General features: G+C 47.8%; 16 protein-coding genes. 11 read left to right on the top strand and 5 right to left on the bottom strand.

The genetic code is table 11. The annotated features are described in order from the left end of the window. Positions 1 to 121: 121 nt before the first annotated feature. The 9 genes from OCU43_RS12055 (at position 122) to OCU43_RS12015 (ending at position 6,456) form a co-directional block, all read left to right on the top strand. Positions 122 to 1,111: a ParA family protein gene (locus OCU43_RS12055; RefSeq protein ID WP_091355420.1), complete on the top strand. Its 990-nt coding sequence runs from the start codon at positions 122 to 124 to the stop codon at positions 1,109 to 1,111. Positions 1,112 to 1,235: 124 nt separating this feature from the next. Continuing rightward, positions 1,236 to 1,544, top strand: a complete 309-nt coding sequence (locus OCU43_RS12050) for a transposase (RefSeq protein ID WP_217647399.1) — start codon at positions 1,236 to 1,238, stop codon at positions 1,542 to 1,544. An 8-nt stretch (positions 1,545 to 1,552) separates the two neighbouring features. After that, on the top strand, positions 1,553 to 2,407 hold the full coding sequence (locus OCU43_RS12045; protein WP_338024150.1) for an IS3 family transposase: 855 nt from the start codon (positions 1,553 to 1,555) through the stop codon (positions 2,405 to 2,407). A gap of 71 nt (positions 2,408 to 2,478) precedes the next feature. Continuing rightward, positions 2,479 to 2,763 carry a YuaX family protein gene (locus tag OCU43_RS12040; RefSeq protein ID WP_091355416.1) on the top strand — a complete coding sequence of 95 codons (285 nt, stop codon included), beginning with the start codon at positions 2,479 to 2,481 and terminating at the stop codon, positions 2,761 to 2,763. A 2-nt stretch (positions 2,764 to 2,765) separates the two neighbouring features. Then, on the top strand, positions 2,766 to 3,662 hold the full coding sequence (locus OCU43_RS12035) for a TIR domain-containing protein (protein WP_091356226.1): 897 nt from the start codon (positions 2,766 to 2,768) through the stop codon (positions 3,660 to 3,662). A gap of 313 nt (positions 3,663 to 3,975) precedes the next feature. Next, the gene (locus tag OCU43_RS12030) at positions 3,976 to 4,278 is read left to right on the top strand and encodes a hypothetical protein (protein ID WP_091355414.1); all 303 of its coding nucleotides are present in this window, start codon (positions 3,976 to 3,978) and stop codon (positions 4,276 to 4,278) included. A 337-nt stretch (positions 4,279 to 4,615) separates the two neighbouring features. After that, positions 4,616 to 5,395, top strand: a complete 780-nt coding sequence (gene amrB, locus OCU43_RS12025) for an AmmeMemoRadiSam system protein B (protein ID WP_091355411.1) — start codon at positions 4,616 to 4,618, stop codon at positions 5,393 to 5,395. After that, entirely contained in the window at positions 5,382 to 5,972 is a 591-nt protein-coding gene (amrA, locus tag OCU43_RS12020; RefSeq protein ID WP_091355409.1) for an AmmeMemoRadiSam system protein A, read from the top strand. The genes amrB and amrA overlap by 14 nt, the downstream gene beginning before the upstream one ends. After that, complete coding sequence (locus OCU43_RS12015) at positions 5,959 to 6,456, top strand: O-acetyl-ADP-ribose deacetylase (protein ID WP_245756514.1); 498 nt, start codon at positions 5,959 to 5,961, stop codon at positions 6,454 to 6,456. The genes amrA and OCU43_RS12015 overlap by 14 nt, the downstream gene beginning before the upstream one ends. Before the next feature lie 116 nt (positions 6,457 to 6,572). Here the strand turns inward: OCU43_RS12015 and OCU43_RS12010 are convergent, their stop codons facing one another. The 3 genes from OCU43_RS12010 to OCU43_RS12000 all read right to left on the bottom strand — a co-directional run bounded on the left by OCU43_RS12010 (position 6,573) and on the right by OCU43_RS12000 (position 8,587). After that, complete coding sequence (locus OCU43_RS12010) at positions 6,573 to 6,992, bottom strand: Hsp20 family protein (protein WP_091355404.1); 420 nt, start codon at positions 6,990 to 6,992, stop codon at positions 6,573 to 6,575. 168 nt (positions 6,993 to 7,160) lie between these two features. After that, complete coding sequence (locus OCU43_RS12005) at positions 7,161 to 7,568, bottom strand: immunity protein Imm33 domain-containing protein (protein WP_091355401.1); 408 nt, start codon at positions 7,566 to 7,568, stop codon at positions 7,161 to 7,163. A 131-nt stretch (positions 7,569 to 7,699) separates the two neighbouring features. Next, positions 7,700 to 8,587, bottom strand: a complete 888-nt coding sequence (locus tag OCU43_RS12000; RefSeq protein ID WP_175483454.1) for a helix-turn-helix domain-containing protein — start codon at positions 8,585 to 8,587, stop codon at positions 7,700 to 7,702. Between the two features lie 149 nt (positions 8,588 to 8,736). Here OCU43_RS12000 and OCU43_RS11995 point away from each other — a divergent pair, with 149 nt between their 5' ends. Together OCU43_RS11995 and OCU43_RS11990 are read left to right on the top strand one after the other, a co-directional pair. Next, complete coding sequence (locus tag OCU43_RS11995) at positions 8,737 to 9,102, top strand: protocatechuate 3,4-dioxygenase (RefSeq protein WP_091355395.1); 366 nt, start codon at positions 8,737 to 8,739, stop codon at positions 9,100 to 9,102. Continuing rightward, a complete protein-coding gene (locus tag OCU43_RS11990) occupies positions 9,095 to 9,934 on the top strand; it encodes a class III extradiol dioxygenase family protein (RefSeq protein ID WP_091355393.1) in 840 nt (279 codons plus the stop codon). Before OCU43_RS11995 ends, OCU43_RS11990 begins: the two co-directional genes overlap by 8 nt. A 99-nt stretch (positions 9,935 to 10,033) precedes the next feature. Here OCU43_RS11990 and OCU43_RS11985 read toward each other — a convergent pair whose 3' ends face one another. Both OCU43_RS11985 and hpaA read right to left on the bottom strand, forming a co-directional pair. Beyond that, positions 10,034 to 10,963, bottom strand: coding sequence for a flavin reductase (locus tag OCU43_RS11985; RefSeq protein ID WP_091355391.1), 930 nt, complete (start codon positions 10,961 to 10,963; stop codon positions 10,034 to 10,036). 219 nt (positions 10,964 to 11,182) lie between these two features. Continuing rightward, positions 11,183 to 12,139: a 4-hydroxyphenylacetate catabolism regulatory protein HpaA gene (hpaA, locus tag OCU43_RS11980; protein ID WP_245756513.1), complete on the bottom strand. Its 957-nt coding sequence runs from the start codon at positions 12,137 to 12,139 to the stop codon at positions 11,183 to 11,185. Positions 12,140 to 12,436: the final 297 nt, after the last annotated feature.

Here is a 12,436-nt window from a genome sequence, read left to right as displayed (position 1 = left end):
TTTTTTCCTCTTTATTATCTGATAGTTACCTTGCCTTTAATGAATTCGGCCTGGCATGCATATGCGCAGGGGTAGTATTAAAATGTTATACGGCAATCAATCTTCAACATAGGAGTCAACATTGAAGATAATTAGTATTTTTAACAACAAGGGTGGTGTTGGTAAAACTACCTATATGTACCACATTGCCCATTTATTAGAGAAGCAAGGAAAGAATGTCCTTGTTGTAGATTTAGATAGCCAATGCAATTTGTCAGCATATTCCCTCAGCGACTCTGAGCTTGAAAGAAGCTGGCGCTCTGATCGGGGAAACAGCATTTGGAATGCAATCGAAAGAGTTTATGAAGGTTTAGGAGATATCCGCCAAAGGCGCCCTTCTTCAGTTTCATCTGAGTACCCAAATTTACACATTGTCCCTGGAGATGTTCTCTTAAGTAATTATGAAGATTCTCTTGGTGACACATGGAGTAGTGCTAAAGGTGGAAATGCTCCCGCATTACGTGTTCAATCTGCTATTTATCGATATATAAAATGGGCAGCTGAGCAAGTGAATGCTGATGTTGTAATGTTAGATTTGGGGCCAAATCTTGGCGCATTGAATCGTGCTGTTCTGGCTGCCAGTGATTATTTCATTATCCCGATGTCTCCAGATTTGTTCTCAATAAGAGGCACAAAAAATCTAGGAGCAAAACTCTCAGTTTGGAGGAGAGAGTGGGATCAATGTAATGGGGCAGCAAATAGCGATATTGAGTTACCTCAAGGTCAACCTACATTTCTTGGCTATGTTATGCAGCAGCACAACATCAGAAGAAATGCTGAAGGTATGACGCGCGGGTGGTCTATCTTCGGAGATCAAGTCGAAAGCTCAGTAAGAGAAAACATAATTAATATTCTCGACCCACTTGGGCAAGTACACGATTGGGGAGATGATAATTGGAATCTCGGTCAAATTCCGAACCTTCACAGTCTGGTTCCCTATTCACTGGAGGCCAAGAAGCCTGTGTTTGATTGTACATCCAGAGACGGATTGAATGGTGCTCATATCACAAGGGCAAGAGAAGCAGCACAATATTTCGATCCAATTGTTAACAAGCTTATGACAGTGCTGTAGTCGTATAACAAGTGGGTCCAGGTGACGCCGATGGCGCACCTGCCCCAGGCGTTATGTATCCGAGTGCCCCACAACTTGTAGACACTTTCTATAGCTATAATTAGTTGAAAGTGGAGGTGCTTACATGGCACGTAAAAAGACCCAATCATATACTGAAGAGTTTCGCCGAGAGGCGGTCAAACGTTCTGAAAAACCTGGCGTCACCCAGGCACAAGTCGCTCAAGAACTGGGCATCAGCTCCCAACAAATCGCCAACTGGAAGCGCCAATTCACTCGTTTGTCGGATAAGCAGTTTAACGCGGTTGACGGTGTGGATTACTCCAAGCAGGAAAGTGAAGAGCTTCGTCGTCTGCGTCGCGAAAATAAACGCCTACAAGAGGAGATGGAGTTCTTAAAAAAGGCAGCTGCGTATTTTGCGAAAAACCAAACGTAAGATACGCAATCATTCGCGAGTTTGAAGGCCAATACTCTGTATCGTTAATGTGTCGGACCATGCGTGTTAGTCGTAGTGGTTATTCACGTTGGCGTCATAGAGGGCCGAGTCCGCGCTCAGTCCGTCGTCAGCAAATGGGTGCCAGAATAAAAGAAACGTTTGAGGAGTTTGAAGCGCGCTACGGTGCGCGTCGTATCGCCAGGGAGCTTACCGAGCTGGGTTATTCGTGTTCAGTGAATTATGTTGCAAGTATCATGAAAGCCGCTGATATCAAGGCAAGGAACGGTAAAGGCTTCAATTATCGTCATCACAGTCTGACGATGCTGAACGTTTCGGACAATTTACTTTGGCGAAACTTTAAAGCGCAAGCGCCGAACGAAAAGTGGACAACGGACATCACTTATATCTGGGTTGAGAATCAATGGTTGTATTTAGCAACGGTAATGGATCTTTATTCACGCAGAATAGTAGGTTGGTCGCTGGATAAGTCGATGACGGAAACGTTGGTCACGACGGCGCTAAAGGATGCTCTTATGAGGCGAAAAGTAAAACCGGGTTTAGTTCTTCACTCAGATCGCGGCACGCAATACCGAGCTCAGAAATATATCGACTTTGCGCGTTCAAACGGGCTAGAGTTAAGTATGAGTCGAAAGGGTAATTGTTGGGATAATGCGCCGATGGAATCCTTTTTTAGTCGGTTGAAAGTAGAGCTTATCTACGCGAAGAACTACAGCAGCGTTCAGGATGCCAGGGCGGGTATTTTTGAATACATTGAAATATTTTATAACCGCAAAAGACGACATTCGGCGAATGACAACCTAAGTCCGGTTGTGTTCGAAGAACAGGCTGCGTTAGCGGCCTAAATAACTGTCTACTTTTTGTGGGGAACACCATAGCGAAAAAAGCACTGCCACGTCATAAACAGGAGGGAGCCATGCTTAAAATAACCGGCCTAGATAAGCTACAAAAAGAACTAAAACAGGCAGAGCAAGCGTTAAATGAACTGGATGGCGAGTTGGGCGTTGTGAACTTTGATCCTCACGAACCTGTGAGTATTGAAGCTGCTATCCAGTCAGTTAACCGAATGATTGATAACCGTGTTGAACCGTACGTTGACAATCCCATTGTTGAGTCCCTCGCTGAGCAAATGAAAGAGCGCTATAGAGAAAATATTCTCCAAAAAGCTGCTGAGGCTAGATTACAGTCTGACGAGGATTAATGATGGCCCAAGATATTTTCGGAGAAATTAACAACGCTGTTCTTGACCTACAGAATTCGCAGTTGCAGACATATGAGCGCCCATTGAAAAAACTCGCCCAATTATTGCGGAATGCCGATCTTGAACTGTACAACGAAGAACTAACGAAAGAAGTGGATCTCGATACTTTTATCGCAGAAAGCGAAAAAACTGGGGGTGGCATGGTTGGTAGTGCCCAGCTTGCATGGCCTGATGACCATAAGAAAACGATGGGATTAACGTTGCTTCTTATCGAAAAGTTAGCCAACGACCCAAGTTATGCTACTAACTTCAGCCATCATTTTTTCTATTCTGGGCGAAAAATCATTGCTGGAATCCATGCGCTTACTGGTCAGCTCATCATACCCTTTGTTCGTGATTACAAGAATTATGTCCAGTCGAAGGGGAGTACAGAAACTGTGTTGAAGTCGCCATTCTCACGCAAGGTATTTATCGTTCACGGCCACGATGATGGTGCTCGGGAAACAGTAGCCCGCTTTCTTGAACGCATTGGGTTAGAGGCCGTCATTCTCCATGAACAGGCCAATCAAGGAAGAACTATTATTGAAAAGGTTGTTGCAAACAGCGATGTTGGGTTTGCGGTAGTTCTCCTCACGCCTGATGATGAGGGTTGTGTAAAGGGAGGAACGCCAGAGCCGCGGGCTAGGCAAAATGTATTACTGGAGCTTGGTTACTTCATTGGCCGTTTGGGCCGAGATAAAGTATGTGCTCTCAAACGCGGTGCGCTGGAAATTCCTAGTGATTTTGCGGGTGTCGTTTGGGAGACAATGGATAGTAATGCTGGCTGGAAACAGGCATTGGCGCGTGAACTTGAAGCGGCTGGGCATAGTATTGATTGGAACAAGGTTATGCGCGCTTAATGGGCGATAGTCGTGAAAAAGGGGACAGATTTATTTTCTTGCCTCATACTCAACAGTCTGTATATCTGGTTAAACCGGCGAAGTGGTCGGAAAAGTTACACGTGGTCAGGGATGAAAGAGATGTTAAGATATTTTGGAATCCAGCCCATGCGAGTGAGTAAAAGATTGATAGCCGTGGACTGGTACTGAGGGTCTGTGTTTTACACGGGCAAGGATATTATTGAAGAGCCGGATGCGGTAGTTCCGCACGTCCGGATCTGTGTGGGGTCGTCTCGGTAACGGGGCGCTCTACCACGACTAACTCATAAAGAATATGCAAACATCGACTAAGAAAACTATATCAATCACAGCTGTTGTTTATGCTATTCCAATAGTGCTGTGCGTAGTTTTCAAGCTGGTCAGTTTAGGCTCTATAGGGCCAATCGTTTTATTTTATTCATTAGCAATGGCATTGGTTCTTTCATACGTTTATTACCAGTCCATGCTAAATGTTCAAGCTAAAATAGCAGCAATTATCATTGGGGTATTTGGTGGTGTAGTTGTAGCTACGTTACTGCTAAATTACTTTATGCTGCTAACGCATTTATTTGGCATCAAAGATTATGAGGCAATCTAAAATTCGTTATAACCAGGCCAGCCAGCCAGCCTCGCTCCCTGCGGTCGCCGGACACTCGCAAGCTCGCGCCGTTTATGGCGGCGTTAATGCTCGCTTTGTATTATCGTAGCTACTGCTGTTTTTCTTTGCTTTTTCTAGCGAGTCGCGAAGCGACGTTCTAACCACTAGCCAGCGGCGAAGCCGCGATCTAGCCACTGCTTTCAAAGCGATCTAGCCACTGCTTTCAGCGCGTTATTCAAAAGAGCACCAGTAGTGGGTTGGATGGTGCGGATTGACTGATTGCATTGGGGCTGATGGCCTATACTTAGGGCGTTGCAATAGGTAAGGGGCGGTCGATATGAGAATTAAGCAGTCTGCTGTTGCTGGTATGTTCTACCCGGATAATCCTGATGAACTTGCTTTACAGGTCAGCCAGTTGCTCGCCGATAATCCGCAGCAGGGGCGACTACCGGTGGCTATTCAGGTGCCCCATGCCGGGCTGGTCTATTCCGGGGGGATCGCGGCAAAGGCCTATAATCTGATCCGCCCCTATCTGGATTCGATTACCCGGATAGTGCTCCTGGGGCCAGCCCACAGAGTGCCGCTGCAGGGGATGGCGGTTATGGATGCGGGGCTGTGGCAAACCCCTTTAGGGCAGATTCAGATCGACAACATTCTTAGTGATGAGCTGGTGCGTGAGGGGTGGGTGAGCGTCAATGATCAGGCCCATGCTCAGGAACACTGTCTGGAGGTTCAGTTACCCTTTTTACAGTTGCTGGATGGCCGCTATCGTATTCTGCCGGTGCTGGTAGGGCAGACGCCCTCAGCAGCGGTATCTGCCCTGGTTGCACAGGTGCTTGAAATGCCGGGAACTCTGCTGGTGATCAGTAGTGATCTGAGTCATTTTCATCCCTATAGCGAAGCCTGTCAGCTAGATCGGGCAACCCAGCAGCAGATCGCTCAGCTGGATAGCCAGATAACACCGCAGCAGGCGTGCGGATGTTATGCTCTCAACGGTTTTTTACGCTACGCACAGTCTGCGGGGCTGAAGGCTGAGTTGCTGGGCTACTGTAATTCAGGTGATACAGCCGGTGATAAAAGTCGCGTGGTGGGGTATTCATCCTATGCCTTTTACTGAGAGTTACAGTCAGGATGAACAGCGGTTGTTAGTCCAGCTGGCGCGGCATGCCGTTGTAAGGGGGATTGCAGGACTTGAGCCGGAGCGTCCTGCGGGATATCTGATCCCCTCTGAACTGGAGAGACCCAGAGCCTGTTTTGTGACCCTGAAGATTGATGGTCAGTTGCGCGGCTGTATCGGTAATCTGGAGGCCAATGGCGCTCTGGCTGATGCGGTGTTGCGTAACAGTTATCTGGCGGCCTTTCGCGATCAGCGATTTGAGCCGGTGTCGGAGTCTGAGCGGCAGCAGCTGGAGTATGAGATATCAGTGCTGACACCGATGCAGCCTCTGCCTGTCAGTTGTGAGGCGGATCTGCTGGCAACGCTTCGTCCCGGCATCGATGGTCTGCTGTTTGAGGCAGAGGGACGACGGGCGACATTTCTCCCCTCGGTCTGGGAGCAACTGACCCAGCCTGAGCAGTTTGTTCGACAGCTACGCCTTAAGGCGGGATTGCCCGCGGACTACTGGAGTGATGCAGTGCAGTGCTGGATTTATCAGACGATACGGATTGAGGAGGGTAGCGGTGATCCGGATTGAAACAGCCGATATTACCCAACTCAAGGTTGATGCGATTGTTAACGCAGCCAACAGCACCTTGCTTGGCGGTGGTGGGGTTGATGGCGCTATACATCGGGCTGCCGGTCCACAGTTGCTGGATGAGTGTCGCGCCATTGGCGGATGTCCAACCGGTGAGGCGCGTATAACCCAGGGGTATCACCTGCCCGCGGGCTATGTCATTCATACCGTAGGCCCTATCTGGCAAGGCGGGGAGAGGGGGGAGGCGCAGTTACTGGCCTCCTGTTATCGTGAGTGTCTGAAGCTCTGTCCGGCGAAGGCGATTAAGCGTATCGCTTTTCCCGCGATCAGCTGTGGTATTTATGGCTACCCTAAAGCCGCTGCTGTGGCGATAGCTGTTGCTACTGTTGCCTCGCTGTATCAGCGTGTTGGCGTGGAGGAGGTAATCTTCTGCTGCTTTGATGAAACGATGGCGGACCTTTATCGGACTGAGATAAGTGGCTGAAAATAGCTTTTCAGATGCCGGGCGTAATCCATTTAGTGAGCCGGAAAAACAAAAACAGGGAGTGATGTCTCCCTGTTTTCCGGTTATCCGCAACTGTAACGCGGCGATAAAAATTCTTAGTTAATAGTGATTGCGCGGGGTTTCATTGCTTCCGGAATTTCCTGTACCAGATCGACGTGCAGCAGGCCATTTTCCATGCTGGCTTCGGTTACACGGACATGGTCTGCCAGCTGGAATTTACGCTCAAAGCCTCTGGCTGCGATTCCCTGATGCAGATACTGACGTTCGGTCTCTTCACTCTTCTTGCTGCCGGTAACGGTCAGCATACCCTGTTCAGTGTTGATTGAGACTTCAGACTTATCAAATCCAGCAATCGCCATCGTAATCCGGTAAGCGTGCTCGCTGATCAGCTCAATGTTATAGGGCGGATAGCCGTTCTGAGTTTGTTCATTACGGGTGGCGTTATCGATCATTGAAGCCAGACGGTCAAAGCCGATAGCGGAACGGTAGAGTGGAGCCAGGTCAAATTGACGCATAATAATATCCTCATAAAGCAATATGTTTTTGGTTGCCTATCACAATGATCAGGCGGTTAACGGACCTCTTCTGAGCCTCCGTTAATCTTCTTTATAAGGACAAAAAAAAGCCTTTCAAGGGAAAGGCTGGATTTTTTTAGCAACGTTTAAGGCTTAATGCCGGAGCGGCTAATGTTTAAATTCTGAGACATCGTTGGTGATTTCGACTTCCACCGTGTCAGCGGGAATCTTGAAGTCGTAAACCCGTTCCCAGCCTTCGGATTCCGGGGTGCGCTCCCAGACGGTGCCAGCGTTATACTCCACCAGTTCAGTCAGGGAGGGATCTAACGTAGTCATCTTTTCAACATCAACCGGCAGCAGGTTGGTGACCTCGTCTTCAAGAAACTCCGGGGTCTCATAACCGGTAAACATTCGCCAGCCGGTGTCATTCAGATGTGCAGGTACGGTTTTATACATAAAGCGTACCGGAAGCTTTTCATCAAAGACCAGTTTCGAGACAAGTGCCAGAAAGCCATTTTTCGTTTGGGCAGTTTCATCTTCTTTACTTAAAGGCTTATCGATATCGTCGAGACTCATAACAGCTCCGGTCCAGTGTAATTTACGAAGCCCGTATTCTACGCATTTTTGCGGTCAAAGTTTAGCGAGAAATAGCGCTTTACTGATGGATGACAAGCCAGATAAACAGGATGTGTTAACGCATTGAGCTCTCAATCCTGCATCTTCGATTGTCGAAACTGTTTGGGTGTCACCCCACAAAGCCGTTTAAAAAAGCGGCTAAAGTAGGCGGGATCTGAAAACCCCAGCAGATGAGAAATATCGGCAGCGGATTTACCTGTAAAGATTAAGTTGCGCTGCGCTTCAGTGAGGAGTCGCTGGTGAATCAGGCTGAGTGCTGTTTGTTGCCGTAGTTTTTTACAAATCTCGTTCAGATGGGCTGCGGTAACGCCGACCTTATCCGCGTACCAGTCGACGCTGTGCTCCTGATCAAAATGGCTTTCGAGCAGATCGATAAATCGCTTTAATCGTTGTTCTGAGCGGCTTTTGGGCTGTGCATCGGCTTCGTTCATGAGCGCATGTTGACGGGTAATCCAGATCCCCAGGGAGAGCACTCTGTTTTCCATCAGCAGGTGGCGGTAGATCTCCTTTCCTGCGCACTCTTCGTTAAGAGAGGAGAACAGATCATTAAGGTAGTTGCGGTCAGCTCCGGTTGAAAAAGAGGTCGCTGTACCGTGGGTCCACGAAGGATCATCGAGCACTTTTTCCAGTTTTTTCAGCAGGGGACGGGCCACCGCAAGCACATAGCCGTTGGACCCGGATTCCCAGCGGAATGTGTGAACGCACTGTTCGGGAATGACCAGCAGGTCGCCGGGGCTGATCAGCAGCGAACGATTATCAACCTGGGCTGAGCCCTGTCCTTCAAGGACAAAGAACATCTGCATCAGATCCCTGTGTCGGTGAGGTTTTATCTGCCAGTCATACAGAGCGCTTCGCAGACTCAACTGTTCGCAGTGGACCATATCCTCCAACGGCCAGGCCGTGGATTCTCCATAGAAATCGGTAATAGGGATAGGCTGGTGAGAGTGGCTGTTTGTCATTTTGATCTTGGTAAATCCATGTTTTGTACAATAATAAAGCATGAAATTTGCATTTTATCCAGTATAGATGCGCGTAATATACAACTTGTAGAAAGCACCTATATTTTGATACTGGGGTTTTGGTAGTCCCGCAACTCAATGGAGTCACTATGACTATAAAAAAAATGCGTGCTATTCCAGGCACTACTTTCTTCGATGGACCGATGTCCACGAAGGGTTATCCCGTGAATAAAATGTTCTACTCCTTCAACTCGAAGGAGGGCCGTGATGCCTTTGTCGCCGATGAAGAGGCTTACATGGAGAAATTTAAACTGAATGAAGCTCAGAAGCAGTGCGTGCGTGATCGTGACGTTCTGGGCCTGATTCGTGAGGGGGGGAGTATCTATTACCTCGCTAAAATCGGACCGATTCTGGGTCTGAATGTACAGGATTTTGGTGGTTTACAGACTGGACAAACCACCGAAGAGTTTCAAGCATATCTGGACAGTCAGGGGATAGGTAAAAACAATGGCTAAAATAGTAGGCGGTATCGGTTCATCTCATATTCCAGCCATTGGCGTAGCAATGGACAAAGGTCTGGAAGACACACCCTATTGGCGCGACTTCTTTCAAAGCTATGTGCCTCTGAGAAAGTGGTTTAACGAAGTTGATCCAGACATTCTGATCATATTTTATAACGACCATGGCCTGGAGATGTTTCTGGATAAGAAACCTACCTTTGCCGTGGGTACCGCACCCGAGTATGAAAATGCCGATGAAGGCTGGGGTATTAACCCTATTCCTCCGGTACGGGGTGAAACTGAGTTGTCCTGGCACATTGTCAATGAACTGGTTGAAAATGATTTCGATCCAACCGTTTGTCAGGAGATCAAAGTTGATCACGGTCTGACCGTGCCGCTGACCCTGATGTACCCTGGTAAGGATTACTCAAAGGTCAAGGTTATCCCTATCTGCATCAACTGTGAACGTCACCCGATGCCTAAGCTCTCTCGCAGCTATGCATTTGGTCAGCAGGTCGGTCGTGCGGTTGAATCCTTCGGTGGTGATCAGAAGGTTGTTGTCATGGGAACCGGTGGTCTGTCGCATCAGTTAGATGGTGAGCGTGCAGGTATTATCAACACCGATTTTGACACCGAGTGTCTGGACAAAATGGTATCTGATCCGGAAGCACTGACTAAATACAGTCTGGAAGATATTGTTGAGCTGGCGGGTGGTCAGGGCGTTGAGCTGAATATGTGGATGGCGATGCGCGGCTGTCTGACCGGTAAAGTAACCGAGGGTTACCGTAATCTGATCGCTCCGATCTCCAATACGGCTGCTGGTATTCAGTTACTGATCAACGACTAAGTCTGTTGGTTTCAGTGTAACGGAAATAAAAAAGCCCTGATTGCATATCAGGGCTTTTTTTAGCTTTGAAATAAATGCTTTAAGTTTATAGCTTTGAGTTTATAGCTTTGAGATGAGTGTCTTCAGGTTTTGCTTCAACTGATCGGTTTGATCAGAAGGTATAGAGGCCAGTAGACGGGCTTCTTCAGCCAGTGCCAGTTGCTTCATCTTTTCAGCGACCTCAGATCCTTTCGCTGTGATACGTGCAGTGCTGCCAGACAGTTCAACAAGTCCCTTTTCTGCCATCCAGCTGATAGTCTGATTGAAGGCTACTTCAGGCTGCATAACCCGCTCTGCAAGCTCCTGGGTGTTGATCTCCGGAGACGAGATCATGCGGGCAAGGATGCGCCACTCTTCAGGGGTGATGTCATGGTGTTGTTTGAGTTTTGGATAGAGTTCGGAGCTAAACCCCTGGTAAGCAACGCGCAGCAGGTAGAGCAGATAACTGCCGACGAAATCATCTTCCTGCGATGATGCTGCTTGTGAACTGTTCATCTCCGGGTGTTGAGATGAGATAGCATAGCTACCCCGGGCAAAAACCAGCGGTTCAACGCTATCGTTGTAACGGTAATTAACCACTTCGCCAACTAAGATCAGATGATCGCCACCTTCATAGACCGCCCAGGTTTTACATTCAAACTGAGCAGCATAATCATCCAGAACAGGTGAGCCGCCCAGGCCTTCTGAATAAGCCGCATTGGCGAACTTGTCTTCGCCACGGCTGGCAAAATTATTGGACGTAGAAACCTGATCCTTACCTAAGACGTTAACAGCAAAATGGCTGGCATTTTCAAAGGCAGACAGGCTGTGTGCGCCTTTGTCGATGCTCCAGAGCACCAGAACCGGATCCATAGATACCGAGTTAAAACTGCTTGCGGTGACGCCCACCGGCTTGCCGTCAGCATCCAGAGTGGTGATTACCGTTACGCCGGTAGGAAACTGTGAGAGTGCACGACGAAAATCTTTTGGGTCGAATTCTGTCTGAGACATGGAGGGTCACCTTTGATAAATAGTGTAGCGATGTCGTTATTATTGTATCTGCCGTCGATACCGGGCAGGACAAAACTTAATATATTAATTAATTATAGAGGCAGATCGGCTGGTTAACATATAATTTTCACTGCTTTAATTGTACTTTTCATAAGCTATTTACCCGTGGCTGTGAATGATAAGCATTGTAAAGACGACTTAACTGATTGAAATTATATGCTAATTTTTTCCTTCTCTGTACTGGCTGGCGGTAATGCCTGCATTTCTGCGGAAAAAGCGTGCGAAATAAGCCGGGTCTTTGAAGCCCAACTGGTAGCTTATCTCCGTGATCGGTGCAGAAGAGTATGTCAGCAGGCGTCTGGCTTCCTGCATCAGTCGCTCCATAATCAGGCGCTTGGAGGGAAGCCCCGCCAGACGCCTGCAGATCTCATTCAGGCGAGCCTCAGTCACACTGATCATTGCTGAATAACGGGCCAGGGAGAGATGTTCATGAAAATGGGCTTCGATCAGCTCATTGAAGCGGTGAAATATACGGACATCCTCTTTGCGTATTTTTTGTTTTTTCTGGGTTTGATCTGATAGCCGTGTAATATCGATGAGTACCAACTGGAGCAGTGCTTTCAGTGCCAGCGAGTGTTCCATGCTGTTATGATCGTTCTCATCGGCCATCAGGCTGAGCATGTAGAGCATTCTCTTTGCGGTGGCATCATAATCGGGTGACAGGGCTACACACAGGGGATTATTCATAATGCCATTGTTACCCCAGCGGGTTGGTCCCATCTCGCCCATCAGCTCCCACACAAGTTGTTGTCTTGCGGTAATCACATGACCGGTAGCGTCATTGTCAGTGACGAAAGCGTGGGGAATCGTCGGTGGAGTCAGGAAAAACATTGGTCCGTCGACGGTGTAGCTTGTCTCATCCAGATGAACCCGCACGGTACCATTGAGAATGACATGAATCTGATAAAAGCGATCATGGTGGTGAACGGGCATATTGCGGCCGAAAAAATCTGCCAGCTTTTCCAGTTGTTCGTAATGTATCTCTGCGTCAGTGTAATGCTGATCGTAAGCCTTGCCGATATCGATGTTGGGGATATCGGCTGATGGGCTGTTGCTTTGGGCAAGTGGTGTAGAGTGACTACTCATCGCTTTGCTTCTGTCGGTTAGATTTTCCATATCTGGGTATCACCTTATTATAGCGGTAAAACTGCATCTGTGAGGCTGCCATGTAATAGGTTGATTTGTACAAGTTCTCTCTGGTTATGGCCCGTTCTGTTTAGTCTGGTTTTACTTGAAGTGCGATTTCAGTGCTCTTTGTCCTGGTTTTATAGTAGCTATAGTATAAAAATACTTCATATATTAACAATGAAAAGTACAAGTTACCCTGTGAAAGATCCATTTTATTCTGTCGGTGTGTCATCAATAATGTATTCAGAAGTTTGATAGATGGTCCTGAATCAGGGTGTGAGTACA

The organism is Amphritea atlantica, from assembly GCF_024347255.1.
Lineage (GTDB): Bacteria > Pseudomonadota > Gammaproteobacteria > Pseudomonadales > Balneatricaceae > Amphritea > Amphritea atlantica.
The sequence above is the reverse complement of the archived record's forward strand: the minus strand, read 5'-3'. Positions and strand labels throughout refer to the sequence as shown.

What these genes read in the sequence shown, in the direction of transcription:
- OCU43_RS12050 (WP_217647399.1), top strand. Translation starts at nt 1,236, where the DNA reads ATGGCACGTAAAAAGACCCAATCATATACTGAAGAGTTTCGCCGAGAG.
- OCU43_RS12040 (WP_091355416.1), top strand. Translation starts at nt 2,479, where the DNA reads ATGCTTAAAATAACCGGCCTAGATAAGCTACAAAAAGAACTAAAACAG.
- OCU43_RS12035 (WP_091356226.1), top strand. Translation starts at nt 2,766, where the DNA reads ATGGCCCAAGATATTTTCGGAGAAATTAACAACGCTGTTCTTGACCTA.
- OCU43_RS12030 (WP_091355414.1), top strand. Translation starts at nt 3,976, where the DNA reads ATGCAAACATCGACTAAGAAAACTATATCAATCACAGCTGTTGTTTAT.
- amrB (WP_091355411.1), top strand. Translation starts at nt 4,616, where the DNA reads ATGAGAATTAAGCAGTCTGCTGTTGCTGGTATGTTCTACCCGGATAAT.
- amrA (WP_091355409.1), top strand. Translation starts at nt 5,382, where the DNA reads ATGCCTTTTACTGAGAGTTACAGTCAGGATGAACAGCGGTTGTTAGTC.
- OCU43_RS12010 (WP_091355404.1), bottom strand. Translation starts at nt 6,992, where the DNA reads ATGCGTCAATTTGACCTGGCTCCACTCTACCGTTCCGCTATCGGCTTT.
- OCU43_RS12005 (WP_091355401.1), bottom strand. Translation starts at nt 7,568, where the DNA reads ATGAGTCTCGACGATATCGATAAGCCTTTAAGTAAAGAAGATGAAACT.
- OCU43_RS12000 (WP_175483454.1), bottom strand. Translation starts at nt 8,587, where the DNA reads ATGACAAACAGCCACTCTCACCAGCCTATCCCTATTACCGATTTCTAT.
- OCU43_RS11995 (WP_091355395.1), top strand. Translation starts at nt 8,737, where the DNA reads ATGACTATAAAAAAAATGCGTGCTATTCCAGGCACTACTTTCTTCGAT.
- OCU43_RS11990 (WP_091355393.1), top strand. Translation starts at nt 9,095, where the DNA reads ATGGCTAAAATAGTAGGCGGTATCGGTTCATCTCATATTCCAGCCATT.
- OCU43_RS11985 (WP_091355391.1), bottom strand. Translation starts at nt 10,963, where the DNA reads ATGTCTCAGACAGAATTCGACCCAAAAGATTTTCGTCGTGCACTCTCA.
- hpaA (WP_245756513.1), bottom strand. Translation starts at nt 12,139, where the DNA reads ATGGAAAATCTAACCGACAGAAGCAAAGCGATGAGTAGTCACTCTACA.